Below are 19,984 nucleotides of genomic sequence, written 5' to 3'. Positions count from 1 at the left end.
GATTCATGGAATTGAATCAATATTTAGATGTATTTATTGATGAAAGTAAGGAGCATTTACAATCAGTTAACGAACATCTTCTAGAACTAGAAAAAAATCCAGAAAATCTTGACATCGTAAATGAAATTTTTCGTTCGGCCCATACATTAAAAGGAATGTCCGCAACGATGGGATATGAAGATTTAGCCAACCTAACACATAAAATGGAGAATGTGCTTGACGGAATCCGCAATCATAAAATTCAAGTGACGGTTGAACTATTAGATGTTGTGTTTGCATCAGTAGATGATTTAGAAGCGATGGTGTTGGATATTGCAGCTGGAGGAGATGGAAAGCGTAATGTAACGGAAATCGTGCAAAAGCTTCAAAAAATCGAAAAAGGGGAAAGTTTAGAAAGTGATCCCTCTCAAGAAGTAGCAGCTGCTGTTGCAGAAGAATCTGTATCAACGAATCAACAATATGATGAATTTGAATTGACGGTCATTCAACAATCAACAGAACAAGGGTTCTCTTGCTATGAAATGACGGTGCGATTAAGATCAGATTGTTTGTTAAAGGCTGCTCGTGTCTATATGATTTTTGAAGTCTTGGAAAAATGCGGAGAAGTGATTAAATCCACTCCATCAGTCGAACAGCTAGAAGATGAACAATTTGATGACAGTTTCATGGTCACCATTGTAACCAAAGAGCCTAAAGAAGATATTGAGAAGAAAGTCATGAAAGTATCTGAAGTGGAATCCGTTGTGGGGACGGAAATATCAGCTGAATTCTTGCGGAAAAAGTCCGTTGAGAAAGAGGAAAAAATCGCAAAAGACCAGGATCACGTACAAAAAAACAATGCTACTACAAGTCAAACGTCCCAGAATAAGAAGAAACAGACGACATCTTCTACAGCGAAAAAATCAAGCAAAAAACAACAAGTGGTTTCTAATAAAACGATTCGTGTCAATATCGAAAGACTGGATATATTAATGAATTTATTTGAAGAGCTTGTCATTGACCGCGGTCGTCTAGAACAAATCTCTACTGATTTAAACCATCCTGAATTGAATGAAACTGTAGAAAGGATGTCAAGAATCTCTGGAGATCTTCAAAATATTATTTTAAATATGAGAATGGTTCCAGTAGAGACGGTATTTAACCGTTTTCCGCGCATGGTTCGCAAGTTAGCTCGTGACTTGAATAAACAAATCAATTTGGAAATTGTTGGGGCAGAAACTGAATTGGATCGAACTGTTATTGATGAGATTGGAGATCCATTAGTTCATTTAATCCGAAATGCACTCGATCATGGGATTGAAACCCCAGAGGTTCGAAAAGCAAATGGAAAGCCTGAAGAAGGGACGGTTGTTTTAAAGGCTTACCATAGTGGGAATCACGTTTTCATAGAAATTGAGGATGATGGAGCAGGAATTAACCGGGAAAAAGTATTACATAAAGCCCTTTCAAAAGGTGTAGTATCTGAAGAAGTGGCTGAAACTTTGACAGATAAACAAGTATATGAATTAATATTAGCTTCCGGTTTTTCTACTGCTGAGAAAGTGTCTGATGTTTCGGGTCGTGGAGTGGGCCTTGATGTTGTGAAAACGACGATTGAATCGCTGGGTGGATCGATTACCATTGATTCAGTTGAGGGAACAGGTTCAATTTTCTCGATTCAGCTGCCACTTACGTTGTCGATCATTTCGGTCATGTTAGTAGAAGTAGAAAAAGAAAAATATGCGATCCCCCTCTCATCCATTATTGAAACAGCTATTGTGAAAAAAGAAGATATACTGAATGCCCATAATCAGAAAGTGATCGATTTCCGAGGGAAAGTTGTGCCTCTTGTCTTTTTAGAAGAGGTGTTTGAAGTGCCGAATGAAAACGAAGAGGATGATTTCTACTCCATCGTAGTTGTTCGCAAGGGGGATAAAATGGCGGGCCTTGTTGTCGACTCCTTTATTGGGCAACAAGAAGTGGTATTAAAATCCCTTGGAGACTATTTAACCAATGTTTTTGCCATTTCCGGTGCAACAATCTTGGGGGATGGCCAAGTCGCTTTAATAGTAGATTGTAATTCTTTAATTAAATAAGTTTTAGTGAAAGGAGTGAAGGAAATGACAACTACACAATCTACAACCACTTTAAAGGTGATTGCTTTTCAATTGATGGAAAAAGAGTATGCCCTTCCTGTCCGACAAGTACGATCAATTGAGAAATTGATGCATATTACACGTGTACCAGGAACGTCGCCATTTGTGAAAGGAGTGATTAATTTACGAGGGGTTGTCACTCCGATCATTGATTTAAGAAAGAGATTTCAGCTTCCGAATGAAACATATGATGATACGACAAGAATCATCATCGCTGCGATCGATGACTTGGAAGTAGGACTTGTGGTGGACGGTGCCAATGATGTATTAGATATCCCGTCTGAAGCTATTGAACCACAGCCAGAAGTAGTGGGGGCTGTGGAGGCAGACTATATAACAGGGGTAGCAAAACTAGAAAAAAGACTTCTCATTCTATTAAGTTTAGAAAAAGTATTGAATTGACGGGGCTGTAAAGAATATGAGTTTTTATAAAAATATAAAGACAATCCATCTAGATATTTTAAAGGAAATTGGAAATATTGGAGCGGGCCATGCCGCTACTGCACTTTCCAGTCTATTAAATAGAAAAATCGATATGAAAGTCCCTGATGTTCGTGTTGCAAGCTTTGATGAGATGATCGATTTAGCTGGGGGAGCGGAATATGTTGCCGTAAGTGTGTTTTTGCGAATTGATGGGGATGCCAAAGGCAGTATGTTTTTTGTCTTACCTTTGGAGCAAGCTACTTATTTTGTTCAAAAGATTACCGGAGATGACGCATTTTCTTTCACAACCCCACCCTGTTCTGAATTAGGCCTGTCCGCCATGCAAGAAGTAGGAAATATTTTATCCGGTTCCTATTTAAGTGCCCTAAGTGATTTTACGGGATTGAATCTATATCCATCTGTTCCAGAACTGTCCGTTGATATGGTTGGGGCAATGATAAGCTTTGGGTTAATTGAGATTTCTCAGCTTAGTGATTTTGTGATTGTTATCGATACAGCATTAAAAGAAATGGATGTAAGTGCCAATGAAGCGATTAAAGGGCATTTTTTCCTTCTTCCAGATCCTGAAGCGTTCCAAATTATCTTTCGTTCACTTGGGGTTCCGCTAAATGAATAGTTCACAAACGGTAGTGAAAGTAGGAATCGCCGACTTAAATATTGTACGATCCCCGAATACGATTCGAACATCTGGGCTTGGTTCATGTGTGGGAGTAGTCATCTATGATGAAAGAATTCGTTTAGCGGGACTCGCTCATGTCATGTTGCCTGATTCAAATTTAGCCAAGGGTAAGGAAATTAATAAAGCGAAATTCGCCGATACAGCCATTCCTGAACTTGTGGAACGGATGAAGAGGGAAGGGGCTGGAGCTTTTCGGTTAAAAGCTAAAATGGCAGGTGGTGCTCAAATGTTTCATTTTAATTCACAAAACGATTTAATGCGAATAGGACCTCGAAATGTCGACGCAGTAAAACAACAATTAAAAGCCTTTAATATTCAACTTCTTTCGGAAGATGTAGGTGGAAACCGGGGAAGAACGATTGAGTTCGATCCTCAAACGACGATGTTAGAAATCCGTACGGTGAACAAAGGGGTGCATTCCATTTAATGATTGGAAATCTTTTTTGGAATATCTGGCTTTTCGTTGGGGGCTTTACGTTCTATTTTTTACTGGCATTTCAAGACGGGAGACCTGCCCCTGTACTGATTGGATCATTCCTTACAGGTGGATTCTTTTTCATTCTAGCCTTTTTAATAAGATGGCTTTGTAAGCTAATTTGGATAACAGATGATCAAACTTCGGAAGACTCCGAGATTGATCATCCAGATTCAATTCAATCAGGTGATGATCAAATAACTCAAATACGAAAAAAAGACGTTGAAGAGAATTTGATAAATGGAGAAAAAGATCAAAGTGAAGACATAGCGAAGGCGATCCAATCGATGATGAAGGAATCATAAAGAAGCGAAATGATTTTTATTCGTTCAAAAAGAACTTTATCGGGGCGTATTTGTTAAGCAGTGTGGTTGTTACAAGATGATTTTTCTTAATGTATAAATCATTTGTTTAATATTAAAAAATTTTCAATTGCGATTTCTCATGCTATCTATTCATAGGGGGAGAATTATGTCACAAATTCAAGTAATGGAAGAACGGAAATTATGGGATCTTTGGTTACACTCTCAAGATACTTATGCTGGTGATCTATTAGTCAAAAAATACACTCCACTTGTCTCCTTTCATGTCCAACGAATTGCAGTGGGCCTCCCTAAAAATGTGAATAAAGAGGAAATCAAAAGTTTGGGTTTCATGGGCCTTGTGGACGCTTTAAGAAAATTCGATCCTTCAAGAGACTTGAAGTTTGATACATATGCATCCTTTAGAATTCGCGGGGCTATTTTAGACGGGCTTAGGAAAGAGGATTGGTTGCCAAGAGGAACGAGGGAAAAGACAAAGAAAATTGAAGCAAAGATTGAGGAATTAGAACAGGAGTATTTACGGCATGTCACACCAGAAGAAGTTGCCAAACAGTTAAATATAACGGTTGAGGATGTTCAACAAACATTAAATGAACATTTTTTTGGCAATATTTTATCGATAGATGAGCATGTTCATGATCAAGACGATCCGGATGGGAAATCCTTTGCCATTCGTGATGAGATGATGAGAACACCTGAAGAATATATCATTAAAGAAGAACAAATAAAGGAATTATCGGAACAAATCGAAAAGCTGACAGAGAAGGAGCAAATCGTCTTAAGTCTTTTCTACAAAGAAGAATTAACCTTGACCGAAATTGGGGAGGTTTTAACATTATCAACCTCACGTATTTCGCAAATTCATTCGAAGGCATTGCAAAAATTGAAAAAGCAACTTTCCCTTGTGAACAACAAATAAAGGTGTGTTGAAAAATGAGCTTGAAATCGGTCGAAATGCAAATCGCTCTTCCAAGAACACATGAAGCCGGGAAAATATCGAATCAACAACAGCAACAGGGCCAATTGCTTCAGGAACATGCTGCAGAGAATACGGAAAAACAATTGGAACGAAAACGAAAGATGGTTCATCAAAGTGAACAAAAAGAAGAGTTACATCTTAAAGAACGCCAGTCAAAGGAACATTCACCAGTCGAGCGTCAGCACCAAAATCAAAAAAATAAGAAAAAACGGCAAAAAGAAAGCAAACACCCTTACAAAGGAAAGCAAATTGATATTAGCGGATGAGGAGATAACATGATTACTTTTTTCATCATCACTTCTTTTATTTTGAATGCAATTGCCTTTCTAGCTATTATTTTGTTATTTATGAGGCAAAATCGCTTGGTTGAATTAAGAAAGGATCAAGAGATGATGATCCGTGACATGGAAGAGGCGATGTCATCGTATATGCTAGAATTAAAAGAAGAAAACGAACAATTTATTAAAAGACTCAATCAGATTCATCATAAGGAAGCATCCGTTCAAGATGAAGAAAGATCTCAAGAACATGACAAAAAAGAGAAGGGTCTACCTAATTTGAACCCAAAACAAGCAGAGGACAAAACACAGTCGATTTCGGTTGGCAATTTACAGAGAATGAGAGCAGTGAAAGGGTATCAACAAACACTTCAACAAGATTCTAAACTTGTGGAAACAGAGGAAGAAAAGATTCCTGAAACTCCTATTAAGGAGAAATCATTTCTTGAAGAAGTCCTTTTTTTGCAAAAACAAGGTTTATCGATTGCGGAAATTGCTAAGAAATTAGATAAGGGGCAAACAGAAATTGAGCTTTTGCTTAAATTTCAAACAAATCGTCAATAATCCTTGATTGGAAAAAATGATTATGGTATATTTACAAATGGTGTTAATACACACGCTTTTGGATTTAAGCGGAAGGTGCTATTTTTTCTAATAGTTTCTGCTTAAAAATGAAGAGAGCGGAGGAAACTAAAAACCATTTAGGAGGAAAAATTTATGTCAGTTATTTCAATGAAACAATTGCTTGAAGCAGGTGTACACTTCGGACACCAAACACGCCGTTGGAACCCAAAAATGAAAAAATACATTTTCCAGGAGCGTAACGGAATTTACATTATCGACCTTCAAAAAACAGTGAAAAAAGTTGAAGAAGCTTTCAACTTCGTAAAAGATCTAGCTGCTGATGGTGGTAAAGTTCTTTTCGTTGGTACAAAAAAACAAGCACAAGAATCTGTGAAAGATGAAGCAGAACGTTCTGGCCAATACTTTGTGAACCAACGCTGGTTAGGCGGAACATTAACAAACTTCCAAACGATCCAAAAACGCGTTCAACGTTTAAAAAATATTGAAAAAATGGAAGAGGATGGAACATTTGATGTTCTTCCAAAAAAAGAAGTAGTTATGCTTAGAAAAGAACATGAAAAACTTGTGAAATTCTTAGGCGGTATTAAAGATATGAAAGAGCTTCCTGATGCTCTATTTATCGTAGACCCTCGCAAAGAAAGAATTGCTGTAGCAGAAGCACGTAAATTAAATATTCCAATCGTTGGAATTGTTGATACAAACTGTGACCCTGATGAAATTGATTACGTAATTCCTGCAAATGATGACGCAATTCGTGCGGTTAAACTTTTAACTTCTAAAATGGCTGATGCGATTTTAGAAGCGAAACAAGGTGAAGAAACAGCTGCAGTTGCTGCTGAGTAAGTAAGGTAGGAAAAGGTGATAAGAGGGAAACACCCTTATCACCTTTTTTTGAAGAAGGAACATAATCTAACTTTGTTTAGATGTACATATAAAAGGAGGAAAAATAGTTATGGCGATTACTGCTCAAATGGTTAAAGAATTGCGCGGAAAAACAGGCGCTGGAATGATGGACTGTAAAAAAGCGTTAACAGAAACAAATGGAGACATGGAAAAAGCGATTGATTTCCTTCGTGAAAAAGGAATTGCGAAAGCGGCCAAAAAAGCAGACCGTATCGCAGCTGAAGGTACAACATTTATTTTGAGCGAAGGCAATGATGCTGTAATTCTAGAAGTGAACTCAGAAACGGACTTCGTTGCAAAAAACGAAGGATTCCAAGATCTTGTTAAAGGATTAGCAGCACATCTTCTCAAAAACAAGCCTGCAACAGTAGAAGCAGCTCTTGAGCAAAAAATGGAAAATGGCAAAACTGTAAGTGAAAACATTAATGAAGCCATTGCAAAGATTGGAGAGAAATTAACCCTTCGCCGCTTTGAAGTGAAAACAAAAGGCGACAACGATGCATTTGGTGAGTACCTACACATGGGAGGACGCATTGGCGTACTAACTGTTCTTGAAGGTACTACAGATGCAGAGGCAGCGAAAGATGTTGCGATGCATGCTGCAGCTCTTAACCCTAAATATATTTCCCGTGACCAAGTTTCTAAAGAAGAAACAGATCATGAGCGTGAAGTATTAACACAACAAGCATTAAACGAAGGCAAACCAGAAAAAATTGTTGCTAAAATGGTTGAAGGTCGCCTAGGAAAATTCTTCGAAGAAATCTGCTTGCTTGATCAAACCTTTGTTAAAAACTCAGATCAAAAAGTTCGTCAATTCGTAGAATCAAAAGGTGCAAAAGTAACTGAACTTGTTCGTTATGAAGTTGGAGAAGGAATTGAAAAACGTCAAGATAACTTCGCTGAAGAAGTAATGAACCAAGTGAAAAAATAATTGTAAGCTTTTAACGGATAAAATGCTTTACTGAACACTTAATAGAAGTCCCTTGCCATATTATTTGGTAAGGGATTTCATATAAAAGTTGTTAAACTCATGAATCCCTAACAACAAAAGTAGATATCTTCTTCGGATTTCATATACGGAAGGAAATTTTCAGAAAGACCAGGTTAGCATTCCTGAATGAAAAAAATCAGACAACATTAAATAAATTAGTTACGAACATTTTACATACGGAGGTTCACATGAGCATTCCAAAATATAAACGAGTTGTATTAAAATTAAGCGGTGAAGCCCTAGCAGGTAACGAAGGCTTCGGAATTAATCCTAGTGTCATTAAATCAATTGCAGAACAAGTGAAAGAAATTTCAGAGTTAAATGTGGAAGTAGCAGTCGTCGTTGGCGGTGGAAATATATGGCGTGGCAAAATCGGCAGTGAAATGGGGATGGACCGTGCTACAGCCGATTATATGGGGATGCTTGCGACTGTGATGAATTCCCTTGCGTTACAAGATAGTCTAGAGCAACTTGGAATTGGCACACGTGTACAAACATCTATAGAAATGCGCCAAGTCGCGGAACCATATATTAGAAGACGTGCTATTCGTCATTTAGAGAAAAAACGCGTTGTGATCTTTGCCGCTGGTACAGGAAATCCATATTTCTCAACCGATACTACAGCAGCATTAAGAGCAGCTGAAATCGAAGCCGAAGTCATTTTAATGGCGAAAAATAATGTAGATGGTGTATACTCAGCAGATCCGAAAGTGAATAAAGATGCTGTGAAGTATACTGAATTAACCTATTTAGATGTAATTAAAGAGGGTCTAGCTGTAATGGATTCTACTGCTTCATCTTTATGTATGGACAATAATATTCCACTTATTGTATTCTCTATTATGGAAAATGGAAATATTAAAAAAGCCGTGATGGGCGAACCGATCGGAACAATTGTGAGGGGGAAAGAATAATGCCAAAACAAGTACTTGCAGCTGCTAAAGACAAAATGAATAAAGCGATTCAAGCATTTTCACGGGAGTTAGCTTCGATCCGAGCTGGTCGTGCTAATGCATCATTACTTGATAGAATTTCTGTTGAGTATTACGGTGCTCCAACGCCGATTAACCAGCTTGCGGCGATTTCTGTTCCTGAAGCACGATTACTTGTCATCCAACCATATGATAAGACCGTTGTAGGGGATGTAGAAAAAGCCATATTAAAATCTGATTTAGGATTAACTCCTAATAGTGATGGGACAGTTATTCGTTTATCCATTCCACCATTAACAGAAGAGCGTCGGAAGGAACTGGCAAAGCTTGTGAAAAAAGAAGCGGAATCAGCCAAAATCGCTGTTCGAAATATCCGTCGTGACGCAAATGATGATTTGAAAAAACTCGAAAAAAGCGGGGATATTACAGAAGATGCTCTTCATGGACTTGTAGAAGACGTTCAAAAGTTAACAGATGAATTCATCGACAAAGTAGATGAACTGGCGAAAGAAAAAGAAAAAGAGATTATGGAGATCTAATGAGAGTCTACTTCCATACATTTTCATAATAAAAGAAACCCTCTAACGATTTCAGAGGGTTTTTAATATTTTACATAGTTTATAACTCAAATACATAAATATTTTATGAAGAACATGTAAGAAATCGGTCATTAAAGAAGAAAAACCGGTATTTTTTTGGTAAAATAAATAAAATACAAAGATGGCAAGGATATAAAGTGGAGGATTTTTTATGATCAATAAGAAGAATTTTTGGAAATCAAAAGAAAGTGACACACTTGATGAGCGAATCAAGAAAGTCAAAAAATATCCAGTTCCAAATCATATTGCCATTATCATGGATGGGAATGGTCGTTGGGCCAAAAAGCGTGCCTTGCCAAGAATAGCAGGTCACTCTGAAGGGATGAAAACGGTTCGGAAAATGACGAAGCTTGCGAATGAATTAGGGGTTCAAGCATTGACATTGTATGCCTTTTCTACTGAAAATTGGAAGCGTCCGAAAAATGAGGTAGATTTTTTAATGAAATTACCTGAAGAATTTTTAGGTACTTTTTTACCCGAACTGATTGGAGAAAATGTGAGAGTAGAAATGATAGGGGATCATGAAAATCTTCCGTCACACACTCTTCATGCTGTAAAGAAGGCGATGAAGGATACAGAGGAGAATGACGGATTAATCTTAAATTTTGCTTTAAACTATGGAAGTAGAACAGAAATTTTATCCGCTGTGAAAAATATGGCCGCAGATATAAAAAATGGTATAATAGACGAGACTTCGATAAATGAAGAAATGTTTTCTCAATATTTAATGACCAAAAATTTAAGAGATCCTGATTTGCTTATACGTACAAGTGGAGAAATTCGGCTTAGTAATTTCATGTTATGGCAGCTTGCCTATACCGAATTTTGGTTTACAGATGTGCTTTGGCCTGATTTTAGCGAAGGGCATCTTCTGGAGGCGATTGAGGCCTATCAAAAGCGTTCTCGAAGATTCGGTGGTCTATAAAAGTGAGGAGTAGTCAATAATGAAGCAAAGAATCATCACAGCTGTCATTGCAGCAGCTGCCTTTTTACCCATTGTTTTTTATGGGGATTGGCCATTTATGATTTTAGTTTATTTAATGGCGACAGTTGGCCTATATGAAGCAATAAAAATGCGCCATCAATCTTTTTCTATAATTGCTGGGATTTTATCACTCCTGTTGCTGTGGATTCTTTTAATTCCTGAGAAATATGTTGAGGAGTTAGGATATACATCTCCGCAGCCATTCGTGTTAATGGTTATGTTATTATTTTTGTCTTATATGGTCATGACGAAAAATCGATTTACATTTGATGATGTCTCTTATTATATGTTAGTGGCCCTGTATATCGGTTTTGGCTTTCATTATTTAATTGAGACGAGGGAAGCTGGCATACAGTACGTCTTTTTTGCTTTATTTATTACTTGGGGAACAGATTCTGGGGCCTATTTTATCGGTCGATCATTTGGTAAGAGAAAACTTTGGCCAGAGATTAGTCCAAAGAAAACCATTGAGGGTTTTTTCGGCGGAATCTTTACTGCTCTCGTCATCGCTGCCATTTTCGCCTTCATCGCCGATTTAGATGTTTCAATGATAAAACTTCTTTTGGCCACCGTCGTTTTATCTGCCTTTGGTCAAATGGGGGATTTAGTTGAATCAGCATTAAAACGTCACTACAATGTAAAGGATTCCGGAAATATTTTACCTGGACATGGTGGGATATTAGACAGAACAGATAGTTGGTTGTTTGTGTTTCCTTTATTACACATCCTTCAAATTATTTGAACAGGCAGAATGTTTTTAGGAGATGAAAATATTGAAAAAAATTGGTTTATTAGGGGCGACAGGATCGATTGGTTTGCAAACTTTAAATGTCATTAAGCAACATCCTGATCAATTTGATCTAGTCGCTTTTTCTGCAGGGAAAAACATTAAAAAAACTCAGGAAATTATTTATGAATTTAAGCCGAAAGTTGTATCAGTTGCCAAAAATGATGATGCATTGATCCTGAAACGGGAATTTCCAAACGTGCAGATTCTTTCAGGTGAGGAAGGCTTAGTAGAAGTCAGTGTTTATAAAGAAACAGATATTTTAGTCAATGCCGTTATTGGCAGTGTTGGCTTATCTCCTACACTGCAAGCGATTGAGGCGAAGAAGACAATTGCACTTGCCAATAAAGAAACATTAGTTACTGCTGGCCACTTGGTGATGCAGGCAGCAAACGAAAACAATGTCAAACTATTGCCGGTTGATAGTGAGCACTCTGCTATTTTTCAATGCTTGCAAGGAGAGAAGGAGAAAAACATTGAACGCCTTATCTTAACGGCCTCTGGTGGAAGTTTTCGTGATCGGACAAGAGAAGACTTGCAGTCCGTGACAGTGAAAGACGCCTTAAATCACCCAAATTGGTCAATGGGTGCTAAAATAACAATAGATTCTGCTACAATGATGAATAAAGGGTTAGAAGTGATTGAAGCCCATTGGTTGTTTGACATGCCTTATGACAAAATTGATGTGATTCTCCATCGGGAAAGTATTATTCATTCCATGGTGGAATATCATGACCGTTCAATTATTGCCCAATTAGGTACACCTGATATGAGAGTTCCGATTCAGTATGCCTTAACATATCCTGACAGATCGGTTCTTCCAGCAGCAAAAAGATTGAATTTGACCGAGATCGGAATGCTGCATTTTGAATCAATGGATTTGGACCGTTTCCGCTGCTTGCGTTTTGCTTATGAGGCTGGGAAAGCAGGGGGTACTTTACCAACTGTCTTAAATGCAGCTAACGAAGCCGCTGTAGCTGCATTTCTAGAAGGGGAAATTTCTTTTTTACAAATAGAAGACTGTATTGAAAAGGCAATCAAACGACACCATGTTCAAGCAAATCCAGACTTGCAAACGATTCAAGAAGTAGACTTAGAAACAAGGCAATATGTACGTTCCCTTATATAAGGACGTAAAGAAGGCTTACTAAAGCAGTTTTCTTGGGAAAGACACCCATTGACTTGTTTTTACAAGGGTCGAAAAATGATTTGGTCTTAGAAAAGACTCACTTTTAAAAAAGGTGGTTATACATTTGAGTACAGTTATAGCCTTTATCATCATATTTGGAGCACTTGTTTTTTTTCACGAACTAGGGCATTTTATTTTCGCCAAAAGAGCGGGAATTCTTGTTCGTGAATTTGCAATTGGATTTGGTCCAAAAGTATTCGCTCATAAAAAAGGCGAGACCATGTACACGATTCGTTTGCTTCCATTGGGGGGCTATGTCCGAATGGCTGGGGAAGACCCAGAAATGGTTGAATTAAAACCAGGACATCGGATCGGTGTGGTCTTAAATAAACAAGAAGAAATTATAAAGATTATTTTAAATCAAAAAGATCGCTATCGTGATTATCGTATGATCGAAGTGGAATCTGCTGATTTAGAACATAAATTATTCATTCGTGGATATGAAGATGGCGAAGAGGAAGAAATGGTTTCCTTCCCAATCCATCGGGAAGCCGTCATTATAGAAGATGGGGTCGAAACGCAAATTTCACCTTGGGATCGTCAATTCGCTTCCAAAACTTTAGGACAGCGTGCGATCACAATTTTTGCCGGACCTTTCTTCAATTTTATATTAGCTTTCTTTGTCTTTATGGTCATTGCTGCTTTTCAAGGTGTTCCGACAGATGATCCTGTCTTAGGAAAGGTATCAGAAGATGGAGCAGCTATCAAAGCTGGATTAAAAGAAGGCGATACGGTAATTAGTATCAATGGTGAAGAGATTTCCACTTGGAGTGATATTGTAACCGTCACCCAAAAAAATCCAAAGCAGGAATTATTATTTACCGTTGAACGGGGTGAAAAGACATTAGAAGTTCCTGTTATTCCTGAATTGAAAGAGATTGAAGGACAGAAAATTGGCCTCATTGGTGTCTATAACCCGGTGGAAAAATCACCGCTTAATATTGTTTCATATGGAGCGAAAGAAACATACATGTGGACAATGAAAATTTTCGAAGTACTAGGTCAAATAGTAACAGGAAAATTCTCGATTGATATGTTATCAGGGCCTGTCGGGATCTATCATTCAACGGAAATGGTAGCGAAATCTGGCATCTTTTATTTGATGAAGTGGGCTGGAGTGCTAAGTATTAACTTAGGAATAATGAACTTGCTTCCAATCCCTGCTTTAGATGGTGGTCGACTAATGTTTTTTGCCGTTGAAGCAGTAAGAGGGAAACCCATTGATCGCCAAAAAGAGGGACTTGTCCATTTTGTCGGATTCGCTTTGCTCATGGTCCTAATGATTGTTGTCACATGGAATGATATTCAAAGATTCTTTTTACAGTAAAGTCTTATAAAATGATCCAGGAAGACATTTTTCTTGGAATAGAAATGCTGGGTAGGCAAATAAATTGTTGTCAAAAATAGAGGTGCTAGAGGATGAAACAAAGTCAGACACTTATTCCAACGATGCGTGAAGTGCCAGCTGATGCTGACATTAAGAGCCATCAATTATTATTGCGTGCAGGTTTTATTCGTCAATCTGCAAGTGGTGTATACAATTTCTTACCACTCGGAAAAAGAGTACTGAATAAAGTGGAGGAAATCGTTCGTGAAGAGATGGAAGCAGCAGGTGCTGTTGAAATTTTAATGCCTACTCTTCAACAAGCAGAACTATGGCAGGAATCAGGTCGTTGGTATACTTATGGACCTGAATTAATGAGATTTCATGACCGACATAACCGAGAATTTGCGCTTGGACCGACTCATGAAGAGGTTATTACGAGCATTGTCCGGGATGAAATTAAATCATACAAGCGCTTGCCTTTAACGCTATATCAAATTCAAACAAAATTCCGCGATGAAAAGAGACCAAGATTTGGGCTCCTTCGTGGCCGTGAATTTATTATGAAAGATGCATATTCTTTCCATACGTCACCAGATAGTTTAGATGAAGTGTATCAAAAGTTATTCCAAGCGTATTCTAATATTTTTCGTCGCTGTGGGTTAAATTTTCGGGCCGTCATTGCTGACTCCGGGGCAATGGGAGGAAAGGATACACATGAATTTATGGTACTGTCTGAAGTCGGAGAAGATACGATTGCCTATTCCGATACTTCGGATTATGCCGCAAATATTGAAATGGCTCCTGTGATCACTCAATATGAAAAGAGTGATGAGGAGGTTTTACCAAAGGAGAAAGTGGAAACACCTCATGTGAAAACAATCGAAGAGGTATGTTCGTTCCTAAAGACAACTCCGGAAAAATGTATCAAATCTCTTCTCTTTAAGTTGGACGAAGAGGATGTATTAGTCCTTGTCCGCGGTGATCATGAGGTAAACGATATAAAACTGAAAAATGCTTTTAATGCTAAAAATGTAGAACTAGCAAGCCCAGAAGACACTGAAAAAGTTCTTGGTTGTTCAATCGGTTCTTTAGGTCCCGTTCAATGTAAAGAGAACATTAAAATCATTGCCGACCATGCGATAAAGGCGATGGTAAATAGTGTTTGTGGTGCAAATGAAGAAGGATATCATTTTATCCATGTGAATGTGGAGAAAGATTTTAAAGTAGATGAGTTTATAGATATTCGCACGATTTTGGAAGGGGATCCGTCTCCAGATGGAAAAGGAACCATTCGATTTGCCAAAGGGATCGAAGTAGGGCATGTATTTAAACTTGGGACAAGATATAGTGAGGCAATGGGGGCAACCTACCTAGATGAAAACGGAAAAGCACAACCGATGATCATGGGATGCTATGGAATCGGAGTATCACGTACTGTTGCAGCGATTGCAGAGCAATTTAATGATGACCGTGGCTTAATTTGGCCTAAGCAAATTTCTCCATATGACCTTCATCTAATCCCAGTGAATATGAAAGATGAAACCCAAAGAACCGTTGCAGAAGAATTATATGAAGCCCTAACGGAAAGTCGTTTCCAAGTATTAATGGATGATCGCAAGGAACGTGCTGGAGTTAAATTTGCTGATTCTGATTTAATTGGTTTACCAATTCGTGTAACTGTAGGGAAAAAAGCATCAGAAGGAATCGTGGAAGTGAAAATTCGAAATTCTGGTGAAGTACTTGAAGTAAATCGTAATGATCTTGTTGCAACTTTACATTCTATTTATCAAAAATTATAATGGAAGTCCTTATGAAGTGAATATTTTATATACGTATATCAATGATTGAAAGGTGCCATTTTGGTGCCTTTTATCATGTCTAAAATTTATTTTTATTAGAAACAATTGCATTTGAATTCTTTTGTTATTTTTTTTACCATAGATAGAAAGTGTTAATATGAATTGGGAGAGATAGAAAATGCAAGAAAATCCCGAAAATAAAAGAGGAAGATTTCGTCTTTTGTTGCAGCAATTGAAGTTAACGGATGATGATTTATTGGTCAAACATTTTGAATATGCAAGTATTGAAAAACTTACTGTAACAAGAGAAACAAAAAGATGGCATTTTCAATTTCAATTTGAAAAAATCCTTCCGTTTCAAGTGTTTTCTAAGTTTTCTACACATCTGCAACATAGTTTTCATTCGATTGCAAACGTATCATTTTCCGCATCCGTCCTGAATCCTCATATTCAAGAAGAGGATGTTCAAGCCTATTGGAATTATTGTATTCAAGAGATCGACGGTATTTCCCCCCCGCTATTAGCGATCTTAAATCAGCAGCCAATGGTAAAAGGTAATAAGGTGATTATTCGTGTAGGAAATGATTTAGAAGCAACAACGATTAAACGAAAGTATAATGACTTAATTTGCCATACATTCCAAAAGTATGGTTTTCCTAATCTTTTATTAGATACGGAAATTACAGAAACAAGGAAACAAGAAGAGTACCAACAATTCCTTGATGAAAAAAGGAAAGAAGATCAGGAAAGAGCAAAACAAGCTGTTATTGAAATGAAAAAACGAGAGTCAGAGCAAGGTTCTGCATCTGACATTGATGATGGGCCACTTATGATTGGCTACAAAATAAAAGACGATGCGGAATTCAAAGAATTAATTGATATTGTGGATGAAGAACGAAGACTCGCTATTGAAGGATATGTTTTTGATGCAGAAACACGTGAACTACGTAGTGGCCGTACATTATTAACCTTTAAATTAACAGATTATACAAGTTCAATCCTTGTAAAAATGTTCTCTCGTGATAAGGAAGATGCCGTTCTTTTAAACCGTATGAAAAAAGGAATGTGGGTAAGAGCCCGTGGAACGATTCAAAATGATACATTTGTTCGAGATTTAGTGATGATTGCGAATGATATTAACGAAATCAAACCGGTACTGCGGAAAGATACAGCACCCGAAGATAAAAAACGAGTCGAATTGCATTTGCATTCACCGATGAGTCAAATGGATGCCGTTACATCTATTAGCGATCTTGTCGCTCAAGCGAAAAAGTGGGGTCATTCCGCTATTGCGATTACGGATCATGCTGTAGCACAATCTTTCCCAGAAGCATTCAATGCCAGCAAAAAACACGGGATTAAAATGCTGTATGGTCTTGAGGCTTATTTAGTCGATGATGGTGTTCCAATTACTTATAATGATGCCCACCGATTATTAAAAGAGGATACATTTGTTGTCTTTGACGTGGAAACAACGGGATTATCGGCTGTTTACGATTCCATTATCGAGCTTGCAGCTGTAAAAATTCATGACGGTGAGATCATTGATCGATTTGAAGCCTTCGCTAATCCCCATCATCGACTTTCCGCAACAACCATTGAATTAACAGGGATTACAGACGATATGGTGGAAAATGCGCCCGATATTGAAGAGGTGCTTCGAAAATATGAAAAGTGGGTAGGCGATTCCGTCCTAGTAGCTCATAATGCCACATTTGATATGGGGTTCTTAAATACAGGATATAAAAAAGCAGGAATTGACAAAGCAAAGAATCCTGTCATTGATACATTAGAATTGGCAAGATTTTTATATCCCCATATGAAAAATCATCGCCTTAACACATTGGCTAAGAAATTTGATGTGGAATTAACCCAACATCACCGGGCGATTTATGATGCGGAAGCAACGGGATATTTATTAATTAAAATGCTAAAAGATGCACATGAATTAGAGATTTTTTACCATGATGAATTCAATCATCATATGGGTGAGGGCGATGCGTATAAAAGAGCAAGACCTTATCATTGCACATTGATTGCCCAAAACCAAACAGGTTTAAAAAACTTGTTTAAATTAGTTTCACTTGCCCATCTTCAATATTATTATCGTGTTCCACGCATTCCTAGATCCAAAATTCAACAATATCGCGAAGGAATTCTCGTCGGTTCAAGTTGTGACAAAGGAGAAATTTTTGAGGGAATGATGCAAAAAGGGGTGGAAGAGGTTGAACCGAAGGCAAGCTTTTATGATTATTTTGAAGTTCATCCGAAACCGGTATATGCGCCCTTGATCGAAATGGAACTCGTAAGAAACGAAAAGGCATTAGAGAATATTATTCTTAATATCGTTCAACTCGGAGAAAAACTAGATATTCCTGTAGTAGCCACTGGTAATGTGCATTATTTAAATCCGAACGATAAAATCTATCGGGAAATTTTAGTGCGTTCTCAGGGTGGCGCAAATCCGTTGAATCGTCACAGACTTCCTGATGTTCACTTTAGAACGACAAATGAAATGTTAGAGGAATTTTCCTTTTTAGGGAAGGAAAAGGCTGAAGAGATTGTTGTGACGAACACGAATAAAATTGCGGACTCCATAGAAGAAATTAAGCCGATTAAAGATGATCTATATACACCGAAAATTGAGGGGGCGGATGAAGAAATCCGTTCGATGAGTTATAAAATGGCTAGAAGTATATATGGAGAGAACCTACCAGAAATCGTAGAAGCACGACTTGAGAAAGAATTAAAAAGTATTATCGGGCATGGTTTTGCCGTTATCTACTTAATCTCTCATAAACTTGTAAAAAAATCATTAGATGATGGTTATTTAGTCGGTTCACGGGGATCAGTTGGTTCCTCGTTTGTGGCAACGATGACAGAAATAACAGAAGTAAATCCATTGCCCCCACATTATGTTTGCGCCAAATGCAAACGTTCCGAGTTTTTTAACGATGGTTCCATCGGTTCAGGGTTTGATTTACCAGATAAAGATTGCCCAGATTGTGGAATTAAATATAAAAAAGATGGACATGATATCCCATTTGAAACATTTTTAGGATTCAAAGGAGATAAGGTTCCTGATATCGATTTGAATTTTTCCGGTGAATATCAACCGCGAGCCCATGATTATACAAAGGTGCTATTTGGTGAAGATAATGTTTATCGTGCTGGAACGATTGGAACTGTCGCTGAAAAAACGGCATTTGGTTATGTAAAAGGATATGCAAATGACCATCAGTTACAACTGCGTGGTGCTGAAGTGGATCGTTTAGTAAAAGGGTGTACAGGAGTAAAAAGAACGACAGGTCAGCATCCAGGGGGAATCATTGTTATTCCAGATTATATGGATATATTTGATTTTTCACCTATTCAATTCCCAGCAGATGATAATAAATCAGAGTGGAGAACGACTCATTTTGATTTCCACTCTATACATGATAATGTATTAAAACTTGATATTCTTGGTCACGATGATCCGACCGTAATACGGATGTTGCAAGATTTAAGCGGGATTGATCCGAAGACGATTCCAACCGATGATCCTGAGGTCATGAAAATATTTAGTGGGACGGAATCATTAGGCGTTACTGAAGAACAAATTATGTGTAAAACAGGGACATTAGGAATTCCGGAATTTGGAACACGGTTTGTCCGTCAAATGTTAGAAGATACGAAACCAACTACATTTTCAGAGCTTGTGCAAATTTCTGGTTTATCCCACGGGACGGATGTATGGCTAGGAAATGCGCAAGAACTGATCCAAAATGGAATATGTGAATTAAGTGAAGTAATCGGATGTCGGGATGATATCATGGTCTACTTAATTTACCAGGGATTAGATCCTGCATTCGCTTTTAAAATAATGGAATCCGTGCGGAAAGGAAAAGGATTAACAGAAGAAATGGAAGCGGAAATGCGCAACCAAGAAGTACCGGAATGGTATATTGATTCCTGTAAAAAAATAAAATATATGTTTCCAAAGGCACATGCCGCAGCCTATGTTTTGATGGCTGTGCGGATTGCTTATTTTAAAGTGCATTTACCGCTTTTATATTATGCTGCTTATTTCACTGTCAGAGCAGAGGATTTTGATGTAGAAGCCATGGTAAGGGGCGCACAGGCTATTCGCGCAAAAATAGAAGAAATCAATGCGAAAGGTTTGGATGCTGCACCAAAAGAAAAGAGTTTATTAACTGTATTAGAAATAGCATTAGAAATGTGTGAACGGGGATTTAAATTTCAAAAAATTGATTTATATCGTTCTAGCGCTAATGAATTTGTCATTGATGGGGAAACATTAATTCCTCCATTTAATTCAATTCCAGGACTAGGAACAAATGCCGCTTTAAATATTGTCCGAGCGCGGGAAGAAGGGGAATTTTTATCGAAAGAAGATTTACAACAGAGAGCAAAAGTGTCAAAAACGATTATGGAATATTTGGATCAACAAGGCTGTCTAGAATCGCTTCCCGATCAAAATCAGCTCTCCCTCTTCTAGATAGACGCTGTAGGATTGTTGCATAAAACTGTTGGTTATGGTATATTTTTAATTGGAAATACTATTGATAAAC

18 protein-coding genes are annotated in these 19,984 nt (G+C 37.7%); all 18 read left to right on the top strand.

The features are described 5' to 3' along the window. The first annotated feature begins 5 nt into the window (after window positions 1–5). The 18 genes from J2S13_RS03295 to J2S13_RS03210 all read left to right on the top strand — a co-directional run bounded on the left by J2S13_RS03295 (window position 6) and on the right by J2S13_RS03210 (window position 19,911). Window positions 6–2,075, top strand: coding sequence for a chemotaxis protein CheA (locus J2S13_RS03295; protein ID WP_307256268.1), 2,070 nt, complete (start codon window positions 6–8; stop codon window positions 2,073–2,075). 24 nt (window positions 2,076–2,099) lie between these two features. Next, on the top strand, window positions 2,100–2,537 hold the full coding sequence (locus J2S13_RS03290) for a chemotaxis protein CheW (protein WP_307256267.1): 438 nt from the start codon (window positions 2,100–2,102) through the stop codon (window positions 2,535–2,537). Window positions 2,538–2,553: 16 nt separating this feature from the next. Further along, entirely contained in the window at window positions 2,554–3,195 is a 642-nt protein-coding gene (locus tag J2S13_RS03285; RefSeq protein ID WP_307256266.1) for a chemotaxis protein CheC, read from the top strand. Beyond that, a complete protein-coding gene (locus J2S13_RS03280) occupies window positions 3,188–3,685 on the top strand; it encodes a chemotaxis protein CheD (protein WP_307256265.1) in 498 nt (165 codons plus the stop codon). Before J2S13_RS03285 ends, J2S13_RS03280 begins: the two co-directional genes overlap by 8 nt. Further along, complete coding sequence (locus J2S13_RS03275; protein WP_307256264.1) at window positions 3,685–4,038, top strand: hypothetical protein; 354 nt, start codon at window positions 3,685–3,687, stop codon at window positions 4,036–4,038. Before J2S13_RS03280 ends, J2S13_RS03275 begins: the two co-directional genes overlap by 1 nt. Window positions 4,039–4,204: 166 nt before the next feature. After that, complete coding sequence (locus J2S13_RS03270; protein ID WP_307256263.1) at window positions 4,205–4,975, top strand: FliA/WhiG family RNA polymerase sigma factor; 771 nt, start codon at window positions 4,205–4,207, stop codon at window positions 4,973–4,975. 14 nt (window positions 4,976–4,989) lie between these two features. After that, window positions 4,990–5,301, top strand: coding sequence for a hypothetical protein (locus J2S13_RS03265; protein ID WP_307256262.1), 312 nt, complete (start codon window positions 4,990–4,992; stop codon window positions 5,299–5,301). A 9-nt stretch (window positions 5,302–5,310) separates the two neighbouring features. Further along, window positions 5,311–5,877 carry a hypothetical protein gene (locus tag J2S13_RS03260; RefSeq protein ID WP_307256261.1) on the top strand — a complete coding sequence of 189 codons (567 nt, stop codon included), beginning with the start codon at window positions 5,311–5,313 and terminating at the stop codon, window positions 5,875–5,877. Between the two features lie 153 nt (window positions 5,878–6,030). Beyond that, a complete protein-coding gene (rpsB, locus tag J2S13_RS03255) occupies window positions 6,031–6,741 on the top strand; it encodes a 30S ribosomal protein S2 (RefSeq protein ID WP_307256260.1) in 711 nt (236 codons plus the stop codon). 109 nt (window positions 6,742–6,850) lie between these two features. After that, entirely contained in the window at window positions 6,851–7,732 is an 882-nt protein-coding gene (tsf, locus tag J2S13_RS03250; protein WP_307256259.1) for a translation elongation factor Ts, read from the top strand. Between the two features lie 248 nt (window positions 7,733–7,980). Then, window positions 7,981–8,706 carry a UMP kinase gene (gene pyrH / locus J2S13_RS03245; RefSeq protein WP_307256258.1) on the top strand — a complete coding sequence of 242 codons (726 nt, stop codon included), beginning with the start codon at window positions 7,981–7,983 and terminating at the stop codon, window positions 8,704–8,706. Continuing rightward, entirely contained in the window at window positions 8,706–9,263 is a 558-nt protein-coding gene (gene frr, locus J2S13_RS03240) for a ribosome recycling factor (protein ID WP_307256257.1), read from the top strand. The genes pyrH and frr overlap by 1 nt, the downstream gene beginning before the upstream one ends. Before the next feature lie 211 nt (window positions 9,264–9,474). After that, window positions 9,475–10,248, top strand: a complete 774-nt coding sequence (gene uppS, locus J2S13_RS03235) for an undecaprenyl pyrophosphate synthase (RefSeq protein ID WP_307256256.1) — start codon at window positions 9,475–9,477, stop codon at window positions 10,246–10,248. Between the two features lie 19 nt (window positions 10,249–10,267). After that, complete coding sequence (locus J2S13_RS03230; RefSeq protein WP_307256255.1) at window positions 10,268–11,050, top strand: phosphatidate cytidylyltransferase; 783 nt, start codon at window positions 10,268–10,270, stop codon at window positions 11,048–11,050. Between the two features lie 31 nt (window positions 11,051–11,081). After that, window positions 11,082–12,224, top strand: a complete 1,143-nt coding sequence (dxr, locus tag J2S13_RS03225; protein WP_307256253.1) for a 1-deoxy-D-xylulose-5-phosphate reductoisomerase — start codon at window positions 11,082–11,084, stop codon at window positions 12,222–12,224. A 124-nt stretch (window positions 12,225–12,348) separates the two neighbouring features. Further along, complete coding sequence (gene rseP, locus J2S13_RS03220; RefSeq protein ID WP_307256252.1) at window positions 12,349–13,611, top strand: RIP metalloprotease RseP; 1,263 nt, start codon at window positions 12,349–12,351, stop codon at window positions 13,609–13,611. Between the two features lie 92 nt (window positions 13,612–13,703). Next, the gene (locus J2S13_RS03215; RefSeq protein ID WP_307256251.1) at window positions 13,704–15,410 is read left to right on the top strand and encodes a proline--tRNA ligase; all 1,707 of its coding nucleotides are present in this window, start codon (window positions 13,704–13,706) and stop codon (window positions 15,408–15,410) included. A 178-nt stretch (window positions 15,411–15,588) separates the two neighbouring features. Then, window positions 15,589–19,911 (top strand): PolC-type DNA polymerase III, encoded by a 4,323-nt coding sequence (locus tag J2S13_RS03210; protein WP_307256250.1) that lies wholly within the window; start codon window positions 15,589–15,591, stop codon window positions 19,909–19,911. Window positions 19,912–19,984 lie beyond the last annotated feature (73 nt).

It is taken from the genome of Oikeobacillus pervagus (genome assembly GCF_030813365.1).
GTDB classification, from domain to species: domain Bacteria; phylum Bacillota; class Bacilli; order Bacillales; family DSM-23947; genus Oikeobacillus; species Oikeobacillus pervagus.
Note: the sequence above shows the minus strand (reverse complement) of the source record. Positions and strands in the feature narration are given on the sequence as shown.

Bases quoted from the DNA above. Each gene is read 5' to 3' on its own strand.
- J2S13_RS03230 (WP_307256255.1), top strand. From the start codon at position 10,268: ATGAAGCAAAGAATCATCACAGCTGTCATTGCAGCAGCTGCCTTTTTA.
- tsf (WP_307256259.1), top strand. From the start codon at position 6,851: ATGGCGATTACTGCTCAAATGGTTAAAGAATTGCGCGGAAAAACAGGC.
- J2S13_RS03290 (WP_307256267.1), top strand. From the start codon at position 2,100: ATGACAACTACACAATCTACAACCACTTTAAAGGTGATTGCTTTTCAA.
- uppS (WP_307256256.1), top strand. From the start codon at position 9,475: ATGATCAATAAGAAGAATTTTTGGAAATCAAAAGAAAGTGACACACTT.
- J2S13_RS03210 (WP_307256250.1), top strand. From the start codon at position 15,589: ATGCAAGAAAATCCCGAAAATAAAAGAGGAAGATTTCGTCTTTTGTTG.
- rpsB (WP_307256260.1), top strand. From the start codon at position 6,031: ATGTCAGTTATTTCAATGAAACAATTGCTTGAAGCAGGTGTACACTTC.
- J2S13_RS03280 (WP_307256265.1), top strand. From the start codon at position 3,188: ATGAATAGTTCACAAACGGTAGTGAAAGTAGGAATCGCCGACTTAAAT.
- J2S13_RS03265 (WP_307256262.1), top strand. From the start codon at position 4,990: ATGAGCTTGAAATCGGTCGAAATGCAAATCGCTCTTCCAAGAACACAT.
- J2S13_RS03260 (WP_307256261.1), top strand. From the start codon at position 5,311: ATGATTACTTTTTTCATCATCACTTCTTTTATTTTGAATGCAATTGCC.
- J2S13_RS03270 (WP_307256263.1), top strand. From the start codon at position 4,205: ATGTCACAAATTCAAGTAATGGAAGAACGGAAATTATGGGATCTTTGG.
- J2S13_RS03215 (WP_307256251.1), top strand. From the start codon at position 13,704: ATGAAACAAAGTCAGACACTTATTCCAACGATGCGTGAAGTGCCAGCT.
- pyrH (WP_307256258.1), top strand. From the start codon at position 7,981: ATGAGCATTCCAAAATATAAACGAGTTGTATTAAAATTAAGCGGTGAA.
- J2S13_RS03285 (WP_307256266.1), top strand. From the start codon at position 2,554: ATGAGTTTTTATAAAAATATAAAGACAATCCATCTAGATATTTTAAAG.
- J2S13_RS03295 (WP_307256268.1), top strand. From the start codon at position 6: ATGGAATTGAATCAATATTTAGATGTATTTATTGATGAAAGTAAGGAG.
- J2S13_RS03275 (WP_307256264.1), top strand. From the start codon at position 3,685: ATGATTGGAAATCTTTTTTGGAATATCTGGCTTTTCGTTGGGGGCTTT.
- frr (WP_307256257.1), top strand. From the start codon at position 8,706: ATGCCAAAACAAGTACTTGCAGCTGCTAAAGACAAAATGAATAAAGCG.